Below are 18,582 nucleotides of genomic sequence, written 5' to 3' on the forward strand. Positions count from 1 at the left end.
AAGAATTGGCTCGTCGTCGTGCTAATTGGCAACCTCCTGCACCACGTTACACTAAAGGCGTGTTGGCGAAATATGCCAAATTGGTATCTTCTAGCAGTATTGGTGCTGTGACAGATTTGGACTTGTTCAATAACTAGTTATTAAAGTTTTGAGAAGTGAGGAGCCAGAATAAAGATGCCTCCTGGCTCTCTACTTCAGGCTAGATTCAGCGCTATTGACAAGCTTCTTTAGATTTAAAGAAGGGCAAATGCTTTTGGCGTTAATGAGATTTTTCCTTTAGTACTATAAGTGTTTACAAGCTGCTTTAAACGTTCAACAGCATTGTCCTGAAAGATGAAATAGTTAGCTTGGTTACTGATAATCAGCGATAGCTCAGTTGCCCATTGCTCATAGTTAGAACTACCAATAATACCGATAGAAGACTGAATATAATTAACAAGAATGCTGTTATTGAGACCAAAGCCACCTTCACCCCAGATACAAGCACATTGCAGCAAATACTCGTAGTCCGCGAATACTTGAAACTGGGGATTCCATCTAGGAGCATTGCTTCGGTAGTGGACGAAACCATTGCTGTCGAATATCTCTTGTTGCCATAGAAGCTGCTGTAAGGAGCAGCAATTGCTAGGCGAAACAAACGGCTTACCTTGGCGAACAACACTACCATTACGGATGACATCGCGGCGGCGCTGCTGTCTTGCCATGCTGTATCGGACATTGGGATGTTGTTCAAAGTACTGCCGCATTGAGGCAACGAATTCAGGAGCAATGCTATTGTCATCGTCCAGGTATGAAACAATGTCACCACCAGCTGCATCTAGTCCCAGGTTACGAGCGTAGCACAAGCCAAAGCCACTGCTCGGTAATGGGTGTTCCATTTCAATGTAACTGATGGGAAAATCAGCTTTTGCCCTAATGCTATTGATGATATCTTTGGTATCAGGATTAGCGCCATCATTGATGACGATCCACTCGAAATTGCGGTCAGTTTGACTTTGAATGCTTGGCAGTGCAGTAGATGCCAGCTGCATAGGCCTATTGTAGGTTGCAGTAATGATTGATAGTTTCAAAACTCTATACCTCTATCAGTTGATTGCGTTATCGAGGATGTTGGAGGCAGAGGGCAGGATAGCGCAGCGTTAGCGAGTCCGCGAGCGTCGGCAGGAGGAAAACTGCCCGACGCTCCTCTCCTGAGCTACCGCTACGCTATCTGTAACAGCCCGCGACCATAGGGTCTTGGGTTTAAGACAAGAACTCCAAAAATTCTAGTTTTGTGGCTCTTTTTCATGAGGGGTTTGAATCTAGGGTGTTGACTCTGTACCCTTTAGCCCGTAAGACTTCATGCAAAAAATAACACGAATAATTTTCCCAAAAATTCCCGAAAAATGCACAAAGTCAACAGCCTAGTTTGAATCCTATAAGTGAAAAAACCTCCTGCCTCCTTCAACGTACAATTACGTATATTAATTGCAAATAAAACTACTTCATACACAAATGTAAGTTTTAGCGTAGGCGTAGCCCGCCGAAGGCATCGCACCTTTTTTGTCTGACCTCACAAAATCGCGTTGCTCCCGTTTGCCTGAGATTGAGCAATCACCCGGCGCAAATGCTCTTGATGATCGTCACCCCATTTTCCCAACGCCTCGATCACCGGCAGTAAAGTTTCTCCAAACTCGGTTAATGTGTATTCAACCTTGGGGGGCAACTCGGCGTAAATCTTTTTGGAAATCAGCCCGTGTCCTTCCAGTTGATTCAACTGCACGTGCAACACCCTACGGGTTACTCCCGGAATCTTTCTTTCTAAGTCGCCGGGGCGCTTAATACCTTGCGAAATAAAATAGATGAGGTGGATTTTCCACTTACCGTACAAGACTTCCCTGACGAGATCGAGCCCGCAATTCAGTTCTATCGGAATCTTTCTTTTGTACATCATCGCCACATCCTAAGCTCGACTTTATCCATTTTAAAATGTCAAACTCTGGGAGTCCCCCAGCAGAGCTGGGGGGGTACTTAATGTACTAACGCATGAGTGATATTTGATACTTCTCAGACATCCCCTAACAAAATTCATTGTATCAAATTGTCATAGGGATAATTTTATCTCCTTTGGACTTCATTATCAGTATTTTCAGCCTGTTACCACTGCGCGATAATTTCAACATGAACACAAATACAAACATATTCAACATGAATACAAATACAAACATACGAATTGATTCCACCGAACTACTCGGCAAAAAAGTTTTGGTAACAGGCGGGACAAAAGGCATAGGCGAAGCGATCGCTGCACGACTGAGACAAGCCGGTGCAACGGTCATGACTACCGCTCGTTCAATTCCCGAAAACCTTCAATCGCCTGACCTGTTCATAGGGACTGATCTCAGCACACCCGATGGGGCGAACAAACTTGTGCAGGAAGTATTCGCTCGTTTCGGCAGTGTGGACATCCTAATTAACAATGTCGGCGGCTCCTCTGCGCCAAGTGGTGGCGCGCTTGCTCTGACAGATGGGGATTGGCAGCAGGCATTCAATGACAATTTATTCGCCGCCGTCCGTTTGGATCGGGCATTTCTGCCCCGGATGCTTAAACAGAAGTCAGGTGTCATCATCCATATCTCGTCTATCCAGCGTCGGCTCCCACTTTACGACGCGACATTAGCGTATGCGGCGGCAAAAGCGGCGCTGACAACATACAGCAAAGGGCTGTCAAACGAAGTTGCCTCCTATGGGGTGCGTGTCAACACCGTTGCGCCCGGCTTCATCGAAACGAAGGCGGCTGAGAGACTCATCGAGACATTAGCTCAGAAGGCCGGCACTGACCTTGATGCTGAACGTCAAGGACTGATGGACTCACTCGGAGGAATCCCGATTGGACGACCGGGCCGCCCCGAAGAGGTCGCAGAGCTTGTCGCTTTTCTGGTGTCTGACCGCGCCTCTTACATCACAGGCGCTGAATATGTCATTGACGGAGGAACGATCCCGACCGTCTGATGCCCAAGCGAGAACAAATCAACATTACGAAATTTGGAGGTACTGATTCTTCACCTCCCAGCTAGGGTGTTGACTTTGGGTAAAAAAGCAATAAGAGAGCGCAGCTATTACATTAGTAAGGTTAAACCAGGTTAAAGTTTAGAGTTTAAAAACATCTTAAACAACTAAAAATATTGCAAATTTGCAGAAATTACCCATCCAAATTACGTTTGGTCAACATATCAATAAAGAGAATGGACATGAGAAGATTTTGCCCAAAAGCTGTATATGCACCGCTCCAATATTGAAATTCATCTGTGATTAACAGGACACAGCAAAAGCTAGTAAATAAAGTGAATATATACACTGGATAAAATAATTTATTTGGTATATCCTTCAACTCAGATTGCCCTTGTTAAAAAAGATGGATAAGGCATGAACTCGTAATCAAATGCAAGCGCCGTCGATAAAAGCCCTATTCGCAAGCGTCTTCCTTTGGGAAAAGGGCTTTCATTGCCACAATACTTGTCTCTTGCTACTAATGCTGACCTTGGACGCATATGCCTCTTGTACTGAATTACCTGTAGCTGGAAGCGATAAGCTCTTCTTAAACCTTCTTCAAAGGATACGAAGACAGCTCCGGCTTGCTTCTTTGTTCGCAATAAGTACATAAAAATGTGAGAAAATTGACCTCGTAATTCATGCCAAATTTTAAATTGCTCAAAGTCAATTTTATGAAAAAGAACTATGTTCTCCTCACATACGCCTTATTGATTTGCACTGCTGCGCCTCAAAAAGCTCTAGCAGATGAGGTTTGGAAAACGGAAGAATATAAAGTGGTTTATCAAGAAGATCGTAATAAAACTGCCGTGTGGCGGTATGGTAGCGATGGAGTAATCTTCATTGATGGTTTAGCAGGAGTGTTTAATGACCGAGGTTCATACAATGGTTATTGGATACAAAAGTCTTCATCGGTACGTTGCGATACCTATAGAGAAGGGGCAGATGGGAAACCTACCTATCATTGGGGCAGATTTAAAGTCACTTTCATTGATTCAAAATTCCCCTCCCGTTGGAAAGCTGATATTAGCCTTTGCGATCGCAATCCTGTGATGACTTTAAACGGTACACCTGTTACACAGTAATCACTATGTAATCAAGAAGTGTAGGTACGTCACCAGTACTGTCTGTTTGCCCCATATCCTCAATATTCTCAATATGAATATCGACCGATTGCAAGAACTTAAGCAAAAACTCACGAATGACGCAGACTTGTCCGATATCTGGCTATTTTATATGGATCATTTTGCGGATCATCTAGAATTCACTGACATGGGTGAGCCTGCCTATAATGAATATCTAGATGCTGTCCTCCAAAAAACTTGTCAGCAGATGTTTGACAGGGCAATAAAGATTAGTGACTGTTTGCTGATCTACATAGCTCCGTATCATTTTTTTCATGGAGCTTTTCAAATTGAAGGGCGTATTGGAGGTGTGATTTATTTCGAGGATGTCAAAATTGGGTTAATTGCAGTGTCGGCAGATTATCCTCCTACCGATGCGGTTAAGTATTCACGTTTTTCGGAGGTAATTCAACTGTCTGCTCCTAATGGCAACGATTACAATTGAGAGAAGCACAACTATAGATATTTCAAGAAGTACGTAAGCGTAGCCCGCACTTCTCTACGAGACGCTCTTGCTAGCTTGCTTCGACGTTCGCGTAGCGTCCTGTAGGGAAGCGGTACGGCAAGCTCAGTGACCACCGCAGGCACCGCATTTCTTGACAGGGCAGGCACAGTTTTCAATTCATGTTATTAGAACGAGGTTTTGTTGGGTTGCAACAAGACAAGACAAGACAATTTCTTAAGGGCAGTGACTATCACGAAAATACTCTACTGAGTTATTCACTTCACTAAACATAGACATCGCCAATTCAATTATCCTGCTCATAAAAACAAAACAATGCCTAATTTACATCACTTTCAGCCTTAACTGAACCGTATTGGCTTAGAAGGATTGAATTTACGTTAACAGTGTTGTTGTTTTTTGAACAGTGACAACAGCAAACACAGAAGTCCCATTACTATCAACGATACTGAAGAAACAGATTCTGGGACAGGCTGAGGGTTTTGCACAGGCTGATAATTGATGAAATTTCCTTGAATTGGGCTGAGTGATTCCAAAAGTTGCTCAATATCGCCAGATATATTAGTGTCATTACCAACACTTTTAGAAGGGATGAGGCGGTTAAACGTTTGGCTACTCGATTCATCAAAATCTCCTATGAACCCAAGAAAATTTTGACCTATTTTACCTATAAGAGAGTCTATCAGATTGTTAACATCAGTCTTGCTCCCTAATGAGGATAACTCTAAACTGCTGAGATTATTGACGTTTCCAATTGTTGTATTGTTAGTATTCGCCAACCAATTGCCATTACCAATAATTTTATTTCCACTGGTAAAAACCCAGTTCCCATTACCAATAATTGTGTTATTAGTACCGAAGTCCCAATTGCCGTTTCCAATGGTTGCGTTGTCACTGCCGAAGTGCCAATTACCATTACCTAATGTTGAATTATTACTTCCGTCGTCCCAATACCAGTTGCCATTACCAAGAGTTGTATTACTATTTCCAAATAGCCAGTTGCCATTACCAATGGTTACGTTGTCATTATTAAAGTTCCAGTTACCATTCCCAATGGTTACGCTGTTACTGCCATAATCCGAGTTAAAATTACCAATAGTTGCATTATTACTACCAAGATTCTTATTACCATTACCAATCGGTGCGTTGTCCTTATTAAAGGTTTGGCTACCAGGATTAGATGTATTCCCACCGTTACTAAAGGGTATGTTGTTACCAAGGACTTCTTTCAATGGATCGAAAGGCGATTGTTGAAGCAGACTTCTAGCACCTGCTATAGGATTACTGCTACCTGCAAATGGGTTGGTAGCCCCACTTGGAATTGGATAACCACTGCCTGCAAACGGGTTACTACCTCCTGCCAATGTGTTATCAATACCTTTGAAAAAGTTATCACCTAAAATTGACTTTAATCGATCAAATATTAATTGCTGAAGCCCACTGCCAGCATCGCCTGCAAAGGGGTTGATACCGCTACCTGGAATGGGATTGTTACCGTTACTTAATAACCGATTGCTACCACCTATCAACGGGCTGCCTTCAGCAGACAAACTGACATTAGCTGCAAAGGAACCAACGCTGTTAGGGACACCTGCACTTAAGGGATTAACTCCACCATTAAGGGGATTGACAGCAGACTCTTCCATTGGCACTAATTTTCCTATTTTTAGTTAAAAATTTATGGAGAATTTACTACTTTTTATACCAATTAAAAATTTACTAAACCCAAAATCTCTCTAAAATAAAGGCTTTAATAATTTTGCTGTCAAACTAACAGAAAATATTGCTTAAATTCCTACCTGTAAATAGTTTTGTCCCACCAGTACCACCACCTTCTCCATTACCAATACCACTAAATATATTGGTGAGGTCTTCTTTACTGAGAACTCCTTCCAATCGACCGAAGGGTGATTGTAAAATTTAATTGCTCCCACTATTACTTGAATTTTCTGCTATTAGATCAATCCTCGTTATTGGATAAAAATTTTGTTAGTATTGCAACATTAAATAGACAAAGCTTAAGTTTATTTAATGACTTGAACGTTACCAACACTAGTTAGTAGCTACTAGATTACTTAGTTATCTCCACATGTAGATAACAAATTTTTTATCAATGTTACTTACATCTAAAGTTTATATAATTTAATTTTGAAGGACAATGCAAAATATTTTGATATATTTATCAAACTTGTAGATATTTTTAGATTTCACTTAAAAAATTAACTGAAATGTTTGTATAAAAAATTTAATTTGGGTTAACTATTATATTGCAATGAATAATCTTTTGATAAACTTGCCATTTTTTTAGATATTTAATTAATCTGCCTTGATCCGGGGTTATCTCCCTTCTGTCACTTTCCGGGTATTCTAAATAGGGATATCTCACCTGCATTCTTAAAGCCACGAACTGTTATGCCTGTTATATCTACTGTTTTTCCAATTCTACTTTTTGCAGCATCAAAGTACTCAGCTTTTGCTTCTATTTCTCCCCAACCACGCAAATCGCCAGCTTGGGCAACTTGGGCAACAGTCAAGCTTAATACCTCCCCCACCCTCTCACTCAATCTCTGTGCCAACATTCCGTGCCGCTATACAAGTTGCGATGTGCTTCCCCAAACTTCTGGGCAAACCCTTCAACCCTTCTTTGGGCGATTCGTATTTCCCGCTCCTTGTTTGTGGTAGGCATCAAATAACCTCAACTAACTGCCATTGCAAATAACTCATTTCAAATAAAAGGCACAATTAAATATTATCCCGCAGCCAATTTCTAAAAGCTTGAATTGCTTGGCTGCTACCAACAACTTGACTTTGCTGGACATATTGATTTACTAGCTCAATTATCGTAATATCTGGAAAAGTAGGACTAAAATTTGACTCTACATATTTTCCACCTTGCAAGACGTTAATTTGTAAGCCTTGTTTTCCATATCGCCAAAGTTCTGGTACTCTCAAAATTTGGTAATTATCCAATTGCGTGCGAGAAGTTAAATCAATTTCTATGGCTAAGTCTGGGGGTGGGTCTACACTTAAATTTATGCGATTTTTACCAATAACTGCCGCTTGATTTTGAATGTAAAAACAAGTATCCGGTTCTACTCCCTGACTCATTTTTTCACTTTTTAAGGTAGTTGAACCTAAAGCATCATAATTGATACTTAGTTCATCCAGTAAAATTTTGACTATATCGCCAATAATTTCTTTGGCTTTTTCATGTTCGGGTAAGGGAACCATAATTTCTAAAAAACCATGACTATAGGAAATTCTGGCTGCGCGATGTTCTCCTAATTCCGCCAAAATATTTTCAAATTGCTGCCAGCTAACGTCCTCAAGTAACAGTTGCTGTCCCGGTTGAATCCTCAATTGTCTTAACTCTAAAAGCATAAAGATTCATCCAACTCTTTTACTACAATATATCGACCCCGCAACACACTAATTGCCGCATTCATCCCCTGCGGACTCATTTCAAACATCGGCACAAAACGGGCAATTTCCTCAGCCGTAGTTTGCCGCCAGCATTCACTAGGCATCGGATTCAGCAATCAGCACTACAGTGCGTTGTTCATTTTTAAACGCACGTCCCAAAGGCCCCAGTTTGATGTAATTGTCTAAATTCTCGACTTTGGAATTGCTAGCTTCCCCTATGCGAGCAAGTTGAGCATCGTGCAAACGACCAACAGCGTCGTAAGTGTAGAGTCTATCCCTGGCTCTAGTTGTAGACTTAATATACCAAGTTTCGTAGGGTAAACCCAACTCGTAAGCTACCGCCTGCGCTAAAGTGGTTTTACCGCATCCCGGTTCACCTTTGAGCAATAGGGGACGTTTTTCTAAGAAAATGGCAAGATTAACAGCTCCGATGAGTTCGGGTGATGGTAAGTAAGGATAAAGCCCAGATTTTTGGCACTCCTGGGATGAAATTGGCTTGCCTGCATAATATTGCTTACCATTGGCGGTGAGTACACTTGCTAAATCAACCATTTCGCCAAGCCTCCTTCCCAACTCAAATCAAAGTGCGTGCAAATTTCTTCATAGACAAATTGAGGAATGCCGTTATCGGACTTTTCCCATAATCGCTGATAAGTTAAATCAGCAGGGATCTGCAAATCACGAAAGACTTTCATATCCCTTAGCCAATCTTTTAAGATATCGGGTGGAAACAGACTAAGGGGTGGCAAGTAAAGGGGAATTCGGGGATATTCCGCTTCATTAAATTCCTTTGCTAGCATGACTTGTGATTTACAAACACTACCACCGCTATGGTGAATACCAACCACCTGAAAATCATCATCGAAAACAGGCGACCCCGATGAACCTGGTTCTGTACTAGTAGTATATTGCAATACTTTATTATCGGTGTAAGCAACAAAGTTATTCTGTATGGAAATTTTCTTCAAATGACCGCCAGGATGTTGAATAATTGCCACGCGGTCATTAATTTACTTACGATAAAGTCTTTATCTTCATCCCCAGTGTAAGGCTGAATATAGTTGAGGAAGACAGCGAGGGCTTCTTTATCGTAAGCAACTCGTCCAAATTGAGCTAAAAATCGCACCACTTCCACAGAAACACCCATCGGCGCACCATCTAAATCTAACCGCGCCAGGATAATATCTGCTTGGGACACACCCTGTAATGCACCTGCGACTAAACGACGGCGATCGCGCACGTTAGCAAAGTCGGGTAAATTCTGTACGATGCGGGTAAGGCACTGGAAGTCAGGTGTGGATAGCTGTACGGTCACGGTTACTGTATCCTATAAAACTGATGTTTATCTGGGTTAACCTGCAATCTCCCATCTATATTGTTGGCTGGAAAGCGCTTGACTCGGAAATTCCCGTGGGTTTCTAGAAGTTGAGCGATCGCTTCTGCGTTGGATGCAGGAGTTATTAAGTTCTTCTTGCTGGGCTAATAATTTAACAGTCGAGTACTTATCTTAATTTATGCACTTTTATCATTAGTAAGTATTCGTAAACTTTTGGCACAAGAACCTTGTGCTTCTTGCTTAACTTCCACTTCTACACGAGAACCTTTTTGCAGTTTAAAAATATACTTGATTGAATCTTCTGTCAAATATATATCATCACTGCCATCATCAGGAGCAATAAATCCATAAAGTTTCCCTTGCTTACTTGTTTTGATAAATTTGACTGTTCCTTTTTTTAAAGGATTTGGATTTACTAGTTCATTGCAAAGTTCAACAACAATTTGGTTGTCGGGATAAATGGCAATCTCAAGAGCACGTTGACAATAATTAATAGCTTCTTCACGCTTCCCTAACCACACCAAAATATCTGTTAATTGTGAAGTGACTTTGATTAACCCTCTACTATTTGTCAATTTCTCATTTATCTCAAAACATAAGCGAAATTTTTCAGCCGCCTGCGTAATATCTCCATGTACTAGTAGAGCCTCACCGATAGCAGCATGAACTGTTGCTGAATACATCTGGTCACTAAGTTTAATGCTTTCTCTAAAAAAAGTAAGAGCTAATTGAAAGTTCTCTTCTCCTCCTTTTTTATGAATAACTTTACCTAAACTGTTAAGTACTATTGCCTGCTGTTTTTTATCATCTAGTTTCACAAATAGCTCATAACAGCGTCGCAAAATCATTTCAATATTATGTATTTTTTGCGTTTCTCTATTAGCAGATACATATGAAACATAACCATTGCATAAAAAAAGTATATAATCAAGTAAGCTCTTTTTTAAAATACTTTTTAATAATTGCTTGTTATCTGTTCCCTCTGCAAATGTGACCAGATGCTCTAATGATTGGATAGCTTCCTCTATTCTTCCTTGCTGCTGGTACAATCCAGCTAATCGCTTTAAGGTAATTGTTAACGAATACTTGTCATCAATTTCTTGTTCAATGGCGATCGCATCCTCCAAAGATTGGACGGCTTCCTCTATTCTTCTTTGCTTTTGGTACAACCCACCTAACTGAGTTAGAGTAATTGCTAACTGTTGTTTATCGTCAGTTTCTTTGGCAATAGCGATCGCACGTTTAAATGATTTGATGGCTTCATCAATTCGTTCTTCTTCCTGGTAAAACCCACCTAGCTGAGTTAGTATAATTGCCAATTGTTGTTTATTACCAGTTTTCTTGGCAATGGCGATCGCATCCTTAAAGGATTGGATGGCTTCCTCTATTCTTCCTCGCTTTTGGTACAACCCACCTAGCTGAGTCAGTATAATTGCCAACTGTTGCTTATTATCAGTTTTCTTGGCAATGGCGATCGCATCCTTAAAGGATTGGATGGCTTCCTCTATTCTTCCTTGCTTTTGGTACAACCCACCTAACTGAGTTAGAGTAATAGCTAATGACTGCTTGTTATCCGTTTCCTCATCAATTGTTAGTCGATACTCAAAGGATTGGACAGCTTCATCAATTCGTCCTTGTTCTTGGTATAACCCACCTAACTGACTCAGAGTAATTGCCAATTGTTGTTTATTGTCAGTTTCTTGTGCAATTGTAATTGCACGTTCAAAGGATTTGATGGCTTGATCAATTCGTCCTTGCTGCTGGTACAACCCACCCAAAAGGTTTGATTTTATTATGAGGTTGCGTTTGTCATCCAGTTTCTCCTCAATAGCTGCGCTTTCTTGAATCGCTTTTATTGCCTCATCAAGTTTTCCCTGTTTCCGTAAAACTCCACCCAGACTATTTAATGTTATTAGTAAACCGCGTTGGTATCCCAATTCCTTAAAAACGGCATAACTGCGCTCTAGATTATAGAAAGCTTCATTTAAGCGATTTTGCTCCAGAAAGACCATTCCTAAGTTGTGCAGTACGAAAGCTGTATGACGTTTATCATTTAACTGCTCAGAGATAGCGTAACTGCGGTTTAAAATTTCCTCGGCTTCGTTGAGGCTTCCCTGTCGTCGCAGTAACCCACCCAAACTATTCAGTATTATCGTCAAACCTTCTTGATTATTAAGTTGTTCCTCAATCCCTACAGCACGCTTGAAGACTCTAACAGCTTCATCAAATTTTCCTTGCCGCATTAATATACCACCCAGGGTATTGAGCCACTTTGCCTCAGAAAGTTGACGAGTTGATTCTTCCTCGATTTTGTCCAAGACTTTTGAGATCAGATCAGATTTGATAAGTTCTTCTGCGGCTGACCATTTTCCTTGTAAAGATAAATATTTTGCTTGCTGAATCCGAAATTTTATAACTTTTTCCCAATCTTCATTACTTTCTGCTAATTTTTCAAATCCCAGCATGAAATCAACAGCCTCTTCCCAATAACCATACTGCTCAAAAAATGGTTGTAGGCAAACAGCAAAGTTATATTTGTCTGTTTCTTGAAACTTTGATGTGATTTTTTGTTGCTGCAACCACTGGGCAGCCAGAATAATCTCATCTAATTCTGCTGCGATTTCTTTTGCAACTACAGGATTGATTTCCCTGTTGATAAACTGAATAAAATATTCACTATGTCTTGCTGCTGCTTCCTCTTGTAAACCTAGCTCAATCGCCTTTTCCGTGGCAAACTGATGGATCAGTGGATGAAATACAAAGCGGTCTTTCTCGACTTCAGAATAGTTAATTAGCGACAGCCGATAAAGTTTGCTCAGGTAATCTTCAGTAGCGTACTCATCACAACCAGTTGCCACCATTGCAGTTAATAAAGAAAAACCATTTTTGGCACAAACACTTAAGCAAGCAAAAAAATCTATTTCATCTGGCTGTAAATACGCCAAACTCACTGAAAAACAAGCAAATAGATCCAAATGTTCAGAGTCGCCAAACTTGATCCGTGCTATTTGCCGTTCTTCTGTTAATCTCTTGGCATGGCGAGCAAGACTACGCCATTCATCTAGGCTTAATTGTGAACCGATGATTTTAATAGCGATGGGCAAATAACCCACTAGTTCGATCATCTGTCGGGCTGCCTCTGGTTCTGCTTGTACACGTTTTCTGTCTATAAGCTTTTCTAACAGCAACAGTGCATCAGCTTCAGGAAGCGGAGGAAGGTTAATTCTAGACTCGTTGGGAATCTCTAGGGAAATTGCTAGTCCGCGATCGCGTGTTGTTACAATTACAGCACATCTGTTTCCACCAGGGCGCAATTGCCGAATACTATCGTTTTCTGCATTATCAAAAATCAACAGCATACTTCTATCTGCAAACACCTCTTGCATAATGGTTGCTGCGTCTCGTTCGTCTTCTAGATCAATTTCTTTGTCAAACTTGCGAACAAACTCACGGGCTATAGTATTCACATCCTTACCGTCAACCCGCAAACCAATTACCCCATCGGGAAAATCTGCTTTGTGTATTGTCGCAAAATGACAGGCGAGGGCTGATTTACCAATACCTCCTACACCTGTTAACCCAGCAATGCTGCAAAATTTCGTTCCTTGGGGCTTTAAAAGTAAGTCTTCAAGTTGCTTTAATTCCTGATCTCGTCCTGTAAATTTTGATACGTCTAATTCTAATTGAGGTAAAACAAGTGGTATTTTATGCTCTAGAGATTTATTGGTGTCTGATTGCTGATTAATGCTAGGCTGACTTTTGCCTTTAATCAGTCGGATTTCTTGATCGGGAGTTCTGATTTGTGGCAGTTGGGGTATTTTTGTTTCTGCGTAATATTTTTTTAGCTGGGTGTCTACAAAAACTCCCAAAGTACGGGCTGTTATCCAACTGTGATGGTCAATTTTATCAGAATCAAGTCCCTCAATGAGCGCTCCTGAGAGTACACCATGTTGACCATCGAATCGCTCGTAAGCTACTTCCGAACTGTGAGAAGCTGCTATTAAAAAGCGGTTGTGTGCATTGGGAAATTCATTCTCTTTAAAATTTAGTAATTCACCGCCATAGCAGCAATCTATCCAGATTATTTGCTCTTTAACAGGACTTTGCTCGATTATTTCCCACAAATCTCGCAGTAGTAGACCATTCCATTTTTTTGACTGAGGATTAGCATCGCTAGTTGCTAAAAGCGTTTTCTTTAAAGTTCCTAAAGGCTCCTTTAACCCATGTCCGGCAAAAAATAATAGTGCTGTGTCTAAATCTTCTGATGTTAAAAATAGCTTGGTAATAGCTTCTAATAATTCATCCTTAGAGACTGGTTTATTTGGATCAACCTGCAATTTACCATTTATTCTGCTTGCGGGAAGTCGGATCACCCGAAAATCCTGATCGGCTTCTAAAAGTTGAGCGATTTTTTCGGCATCTACCGCAGGAGTTATTAAGTTTTTGGCTTTGCTAGTTGATGTATCCTTTAAACTAGGATACAAATTTATACCGACTACCAGTGCATCTCTTCTCATGATATATGAAATTCTTATATAAATTGATTTTAAGTGAATTCACTGTTTTAGGTTGTGAAAAATGCAAACTACGTCGATGAATTCCTCTGTGAACAAGGTCTTACTGGCTCTGTTATTGGCTTTAAGAGAACCCGAAGTTTCTCTGAGTAACGATGAGCGATCGCTTCTGCAAGATATCGGGCAACAACTACAGCTACTGACTGATTCTGATGACTGGGAATTTATAGAAGAACAGTTGACGGCTATAATTCAGACTAATTCCGTCTTAAATCGCTTTTTCCAGTCTAACAAAGTAAAATTAGATGCTTTAAACCGTCAAATCCCACAAGAATTTCTTCCTAGCCTTGATGAATTAGAACAGCATATTTTTGGAGAGTCAAAAGAGGTCAAAACTTTCGACGGTGGGTTCAAAGGTAACGTCCAATCTGAGTTACTTATTAGCCTCACGGGTACTATCTTTAACACCGATAAGCCAGACCAAACGGTAAAACAGCAAACTTTTATCCAAAATATTGATGAATTTACTAAAAACTACCGTTTTTTTAATACCTATTTTGCTAACCCTGACGATGCCTGCGAGGGGCTACGCCATCTCATAACTGTTCCACCCAGCGAACCCTTAATTCACGGACAGACTTATTTATTACTTGTAGACATCAGCCCGGAACGAAAAGGAATAGAGAGTGAGCCGACTCCATTTCCAGATCAAGCCCTGGCTCAGGTGTGGAATGACTCGGAATCCCTACCTCTAGATTTAGTGGTGGCTTCTAAGGACTTTAACATTGATACAACAGTCAAAAAGCTAACCCTACCCCGCAGTGGTGCATCAGACAGTGTACAGTTCACCGTTAAACCTAACTTATTTGAAGGTCGAGGCTACATTCAGGTGGACTTGTTATATCGCGGATATTTGCTTCAGTCAAAGCAACTTGCAGTCCTCATCATCCCCGTAGCAGGGGCAGAAATCCCAGAATCACTGCGCCCACCTCAAACTGCTACCATTACCTTTACTACCACTGACTTGCTGACTCATGACAAGCTAGCACTGCTTCCTGAGCGATTCTTAACTGTAGATGTACAAGTTGATACACGGGATGGTAGCACTGATCTGCGCTTTCTGGACAGAACACAGGGAAATCAAGAATTAGTATCTTATAGTACAAATTTACAATCTGGGCTGGGAAGTGCGATCGCTAGAGTGCGGCAAAAATTGCACTCAATGGCGGCGACAAAAGAGGGTTATCAGTTTAAAACCCAAGGCGATATGGAGCTGCTGAATACCTGGCTACCTCAGTTAGCCGATGCTGGACGATATTTATATCGCTCATTACTCCCCGAAAATAAAGGTCGAACGTTAGGTGAAGACAATGGCGAAAAATTACGCGCCGCCTTAAAACCCGATAGCGTCATCCAAGTCAACCCGATTAACCCAATTTTAGGATTGGGAAAGTCAACAATCCCTTGGGCGTTGCTATACGAGCGTAAGGTAATGACCAGTAAAGAAGTTCATGTCTGCGAAGAATTTCTCCATCACGACATCGACTGTACTGACTGTCCTTTTAAGGATAATTACAAAGTTGTTTGCCCCCATGCTTTTTGGGGCTACCGCTATGCTATCGAGCAACTTCCAGCTTGGACAAGTGGCGAACTTTCTCAAACGCCTAGCCTTGTATGGCAAATTGCCAATAATCAACCTTTGAACATCAATTTCAACGTCTGGCGGGATTTTAGGTTTTGGAAAAACCACCTGCCTAAAATTGAACAACTTGGTTACGTGAAAATGCTAGTAGCTGAAGAAATCATGGAACTGGAGAATATTTGGGCAACTTACAGTTCTGATTTAGATATTGTGTACTTTTATTGTCACGGCGGTATAGATGCAATCGAAAATCTGCCCTACTTGCAACTCAGCGATGACAAAATTTCCAGTAATTTTCTCGAAGCCTGCGAGGTAAATTGGCAGCATCGCCCTTTAGTCTTACTCAACGGCTGCGCTACTGGGGATTATGGGCCGGAGAGTTACATCAGCTTAATTGATGACTTTCGCTCGGCTGGTGCTAGTGGCGTAATTGGTACGGAATGCCCTGTACCAGAATTATTTGCAGAACTCTATGCCATTACTCTGCTAAAGCGAGTATTTCGCGGAGAACCTTTAGGACAAGCTATGCTGACAGTGCGTCGAGAAATGCTTCAGCAAAACCTCAATCCTTTGGGTTTAGTGTATTCATTATATGCTCCTTATGAGATTGCTTTAGCTCGTGCCATCGCCCATAATTAACTGCTTGACCTACTCATGAAACGCTGGATTACTGCTGCACTCCTGATTTTGCTCATTTGCCCTGCTCCTGCTATTGCTCAAACTAATGTCAAAATTGAAGTTGATGCCAAAGACAAGCCTTTGGAAATTAAAGGTTGGCTTGGGGAAGAGAATGCCTTAATTAGCAACATCCGGTTAACAGCTTTTGGAGGGAATATAACAGCTTGGACATTCCTACTCTCAGACTTGAAGCGAACCGAAGGAGATGAGGTAATTGGTCGTCAGCAGGTAGAGTTAATCGGGGAACGCAAGCTAGAAGCGGGTTTACCAAAAGATTTTCAGGTGAAGCTGAATGGTGTAAAGCTACCAGGAACTTATCAAGGACAGATTGAAATACTTTTACCTAGTCAAAAGCGCTCTGAGGCTTTGGTGATTCCTTTAACAGTGAAAGCAAAAGCTAGACCTGCATTAGTACCTGTAAAAGATTCAGAACAAGTTCAGTTGCAATTAGTCCGATGCAGTTGGGATTGTGGTTTAGCTGATCTATTACTTCCCGCCAGCGCTTTCCAAGATCAACGGCTAATTTATTTAGATAACCCCAATCAAGCAACTGTGCTTCTTACCAGTGCTGAAGTAATTTTACAAGGGAAACAAACTAACTATCAAATTACTAAAACCGAGGTACAATCCCCGCTAAGTCCCCAAACTTTAGCTGCTAATAAAATTATTAGCTTACCTTTGAACTGGAAGCGATCGCAAATTCCCCCCGACCGATATACAGGGGCAGTCTACTTGACAATGGAAGGTCGAGAGGGGAGACTGTCGATTCCACTGGATTTAAGTATGCGTACTGGCCCAGCGATGCCAATTTTTGTTTTATTGGTGGGTATCGTTTTAGGCAGATTGTTCAAATATATGCAAGAGAAGGGGATTCCCCAATCGGATGCTTTGGCGAAAGTCTACGAAGTACAGAACATGATTGCTCAAGTTGACCAACAAGACCAAGAAATTCTGAGTCCAATGGTCAACAAAGTTAGGAATTCTGTTTCTCAGATGGATTTAGAAACAGTGAACGCAGATTTAGTCAAGATTAAAGAGCGTCTTAATTGCTTAACTAGTTTGCGAAAAATCGAACAGCAGTTAGAAGGTATGGAACAAGACCCTGATGTGGGTGGTGACGACGGAATATTAGCCAAAATTAACGAATCTCGAAAGTGGATTAAATTTGAGAGCGATGATAAAGCTAAAGAATTGCTGCGACAGATAGAGGATAGTCTTGTCAAACTCAGCAAAGTCATGATGGGAGCAGATCAAAAACCCGATCCTAGTTTGACGGCAGCTGCAAATGAAGCTGCTGCGGCTATATTGGCTGCTGCTGGGCAGAAAACTAAATCAGACAGGTTTGTGCGCCGATTTTTGATAGCGATCGCAGGAGTATCTAATGAATTACGAGCAGAAACAACACTCTGGATTGTGCGACCACTGTTATCTTTAACGTTGTTAGTAGGATTATCGTTAGTAGGGATACGCGCTTTGTATGTAGAAAAGGGGATGACCTTTGGTGCTGACCCCTTTTCTAATTATTTAGAATTGATACTTTGGGGATTGAGTGCAGATGTCGCTAGTCGGAGTTTGAGTAATTTGGCAGGGGGAGAGATTCAGGACAAGTAATTTAACTTGTTATTGAAACGAAATCAATCCATTTTAAGTAACCACCCAATTTCCTGTAATACTATAATTAGTACCGGGTTCACCCTGTACCATAAGTTTAAAATACTTATTTTGATTTACTCTATAGATTAGATTTTCAGAACTGTTAGATGAAACTGTAATCTTTCTAACGTAGTCCCCCCAATTACCCTGTCCTGTTGTTGATTGATACAAGAAGAAAGTAGCATTCCCTCTTTGGACAGTAATCATAGCTTCTACCTTAGTAAGTGGGCTTGTTTTATAAACTTCTCTTGATAAAGTTGTTATAGGTATAGGTTGTAAGGTATCATCATTTATTGATCTCCACATTATACTGGGTAATCGATTTTCAAATGCAAATTTGAGTTTACTTCCTGGATTTATATTGTCTAGAAGAAGGGAGTCTACAAAAATTTCTAAAGGTTGAATTATATCTTCTATATTTTCCGCTTCCGTAGAAATGCTAGGTTCAGAATTTAAAACTGGCCGATTGTCAGCTTCGGGTATCAAACTGTCAACTGTATCTGATTCTAAGATTTCATCTGTGGATATATTTAAGGATATAAATAAATTTTTAGTCCGTTCCTCTATTTCATTTTTGCTACTACCATAAGCTTTAACAAAAACCTTATAGCCTTGATTATTATCATATATGGCAGTACTCTCATAACGAGTAATAGGCTTTGAAAATTCTAATTTTTTAAGCTCGGACACCTTGCTTTTCCTCCTGATATTTTTAGTCT

Annotated in this window: 18 protein-coding genes; 6 read left to right on the forward strand and 12 right to left on the reverse strand. The window is 40.8% G+C overall.

Features of this window, described 5'->3' with window-relative positions; all coding sequences use genetic code 11:
- Positions 1-137: dihydroxy-acid dehydratase (locus tag A4S05_RS42000; RefSeq protein WP_176727101.1), on the forward strand; the 137-nt coding region annotated here is incomplete at its 5' end.
- A gap of 96 nt (positions 138-233) precedes the next feature.
- Here A4S05_RS42000 and A4S05_RS24910 read toward each other — a convergent pair.
- Both A4S05_RS24910 and A4S05_RS24915 read right to left on the reverse strand, forming a co-directional pair.
- The gene (locus A4S05_RS24910) at positions 234-1,070 is read right to left on the reverse strand and encodes a glycosyltransferase family 2 protein (protein ID WP_084227256.1); all 837 of its coding nucleotides are present in this window, start codon (positions 1,068-1,070) and stop codon (positions 234-236) included.
- A 482-nt stretch (positions 1,071-1,552) separates the two neighbouring features.
- Positions 1,553-1,933 carry a winged helix-turn-helix transcriptional regulator gene (locus A4S05_RS24915; protein ID WP_218107983.1) on the reverse strand — a complete coding sequence of 127 codons (381 nt, stop codon included), beginning with the start codon at positions 1,931-1,933 and terminating at the stop codon, positions 1,553-1,555.
- A gap of 137 nt (positions 1,934-2,070) precedes the next feature.
- Between A4S05_RS24915 and A4S05_RS24920 the strand changes: the two genes are divergently transcribed.
- The 3 genes from A4S05_RS24920 (at position 2,071) to A4S05_RS24930 (ending at position 4,599) form a co-directional block, all read left to right on the forward strand.
- On the forward strand, positions 2,071-2,991 hold the full coding sequence (locus tag A4S05_RS24920; RefSeq protein WP_256091154.1) for an SDR family oxidoreductase: 921 nt from the start codon (positions 2,071-2,073) through the stop codon (positions 2,989-2,991).
- A gap of 713 nt (positions 2,992-3,704) precedes the next feature.
- Positions 3,705-4,115 carry a hypothetical protein gene (locus tag A4S05_RS24925; RefSeq protein WP_069072496.1) on the forward strand — a complete coding sequence of 137 codons (411 nt, stop codon included), beginning with the start codon at positions 3,705-3,707 and terminating at the stop codon, positions 4,113-4,115.
- Between the two features lie 73 nt (positions 4,116-4,188).
- Positions 4,189-4,599 (forward strand): hypothetical protein, encoded by a 411-nt coding sequence (locus tag A4S05_RS24930; protein WP_069072469.1) that lies wholly within the window; start codon positions 4,189-4,191, stop codon positions 4,597-4,599.
- 398 nt (positions 4,600-4,997) lie between these two features.
- Here the strand turns inward: A4S05_RS24930 and A4S05_RS24935 are convergent, their stop codons facing one another.
- The 9 genes from A4S05_RS24935 to A4S05_RS24965 form a co-directional block, all read right to left on the reverse strand.
- Complete coding sequence (locus A4S05_RS24935) at positions 4,998-6,263, reverse strand: hypothetical protein (RefSeq protein WP_069072470.1); 1,266 nt, start codon at positions 6,261-6,263, stop codon at positions 4,998-5,000.
- 705 nt (positions 6,264-6,968) lie between these two features.
- Positions 6,969-7,151 (reverse strand): hypothetical protein, encoded by a 183-nt coding sequence (locus A4S05_RS24940; RefSeq protein ID WP_141699800.1) that lies wholly within the window; start codon positions 7,149-7,151, stop codon positions 6,969-6,971.
- 26 nt (positions 7,152-7,177) lie between these two features.
- Positions 7,178-7,303 (reverse strand): hypothetical protein, encoded by a 126-nt coding sequence (locus tag A4S05_RS43615; protein WP_256091155.1) that lies wholly within the window; start codon positions 7,301-7,303, stop codon positions 7,178-7,180.
- Positions 7,304-7,359: 56 nt separating this feature from the next.
- Complete coding sequence (locus tag A4S05_RS24945) at positions 7,360-7,998, reverse strand: Uma2 family endonuclease (RefSeq protein WP_069072472.1); 639 nt, start codon at positions 7,996-7,998, stop codon at positions 7,360-7,362.
- Positions 7,989-8,144 (reverse strand): hypothetical protein, encoded by a 156-nt coding sequence (locus A4S05_RS42005; RefSeq protein ID WP_176727099.1) that lies wholly within the window; start codon positions 8,142-8,144, stop codon positions 7,989-7,991. The genes A4S05_RS24945 and A4S05_RS42005 overlap by 10 nt, the downstream gene beginning before the upstream one ends.
- The gene (locus A4S05_RS24950; protein WP_256091156.1) at positions 8,137-8,592 is read right to left on the reverse strand and encodes an AAA family ATPase; all 456 of its coding nucleotides are present in this window, start codon (positions 8,590-8,592) and stop codon (positions 8,137-8,139) included. The genes A4S05_RS42005 and A4S05_RS24950 overlap by 8 nt, the downstream gene beginning before the upstream one ends.
- Positions 8,580-9,038, reverse strand: coding sequence for a trypsin-like serine peptidase (locus tag A4S05_RS43620; RefSeq protein WP_069072473.1), 459 nt, complete (start codon positions 9,036-9,038; stop codon positions 8,580-8,582). Before A4S05_RS43620 ends, A4S05_RS24950 begins: the two co-directional genes overlap by 13 nt.
- Positions 9,005-9,355 (reverse strand): hypothetical protein, encoded by a 351-nt coding sequence (locus A4S05_RS42010; protein WP_256091157.1) that lies wholly within the window; start codon positions 9,353-9,355, stop codon positions 9,005-9,007. Before A4S05_RS42010 ends, A4S05_RS43620 begins: the two co-directional genes overlap by 34 nt.
- Positions 9,356-9,552: 197 nt before the next feature.
- Positions 9,553-13,893: a tetratricopeptide repeat protein gene (locus A4S05_RS24965; RefSeq protein ID WP_069072475.1), complete on the reverse strand. Its 4,341-nt coding sequence runs from the start codon at positions 13,891-13,893 to the stop codon at positions 9,553-9,555.
- A gap of 88 nt (positions 13,894-13,981) precedes the next feature.
- On the opposite strand from A4S05_RS24965, the gene A4S05_RS24970 reads away from it, so the two are divergent.
- Together A4S05_RS24970 and A4S05_RS24975 are read left to right on the forward strand one after the other, a co-directional pair.
- The gene (locus A4S05_RS24970) at positions 13,982-16,171 is read left to right on the forward strand and encodes a CHAT domain-containing protein (RefSeq protein ID WP_256091158.1); all 2,190 of its coding nucleotides are present in this window, start codon (positions 13,982-13,984) and stop codon (positions 16,169-16,171) included.
- Between the two features lie 15 nt (positions 16,172-16,186).
- Positions 16,187-17,821 (forward strand): hypothetical protein, encoded by a 1,635-nt coding sequence (locus A4S05_RS24975; protein ID WP_069072477.1) that lies wholly within the window; start codon positions 16,187-16,189, stop codon positions 17,819-17,821.
- A 33-nt stretch (positions 17,822-17,854) separates the two neighbouring features.
- Here A4S05_RS24975 and A4S05_RS24980 read toward each other — a convergent pair whose 3' ends face one another.
- A complete protein-coding gene (locus tag A4S05_RS24980) occupies positions 17,855-18,553 on the reverse strand; it encodes a hypothetical protein (protein ID WP_069072478.1) in 699 nt (232 codons plus the stop codon).
- Positions 18,554-18,582 lie beyond the last annotated feature (29 nt).

It is taken from the genome of Nostoc sp. KVJ20, assembly GCF_001712795.1.
Classification (GTDB): Bacteria; Cyanobacteriota; Cyanobacteriia; order Cyanobacteriales; family Nostocaceae; genus Nostoc.

Coding starts and splice junctions, on each gene's coding strand:
- A4S05_RS24915 (WP_218107983.1), bottom strand. CDS start 1,933: ATGATGTACAAAAGAAAGATTCCGATAGAACTGAATTGCGGGCTCGAT.
- A4S05_RS24925 (WP_069072496.1), top strand. CDS start 3,705: ATGAAAAAGAACTATGTTCTCCTCACATACGCCTTATTGATTTGCACT.
- A4S05_RS24930 (WP_069072469.1), top strand. CDS start 4,189: ATGAATATCGACCGATTGCAAGAACTTAAGCAAAAACTCACGAATGAC.
- A4S05_RS24935 (WP_069072470.1), bottom strand. CDS start 6,263: ATGGAAGAGTCTGCTGTCAATCCCCTTAATGGTGGAGTTAATCCCTTA.
- A4S05_RS43615 (WP_256091155.1), bottom strand. CDS start 7,303: ATGCCTACCACAAACAAGGAGCGGGAAATACGAATCGCCCAAAGAAGG.
- A4S05_RS24945 (WP_069072472.1), bottom strand. CDS start 7,998: ATGCTTTTAGAGTTAAGACAATTGAGGATTCAACCGGGACAGCAACTG.
- A4S05_RS42005 (WP_176727099.1), bottom strand. CDS start 8,144: ATGCCTAGTGAATGCTGGCGGCAAACTACGGCTGAGGAAATTGCCCGT.
- A4S05_RS24950 (WP_256091156.1), bottom strand. CDS start 8,592: ATGGTTGATTTAGCAAGTGTACTCACCGCCAATGGTAAGCAATATTAT.
- A4S05_RS24965 (WP_069072475.1), bottom strand. CDS start 13,893: ATGAGAAGAGATGCACTGGTAGTCGGTATAAATTTGTATCCTAGTTTA.
- A4S05_RS24975 (WP_069072477.1), top strand. CDS start 16,187: ATGAAACGCTGGATTACTGCTGCACTCCTGATTTTGCTCATTTGCCCT.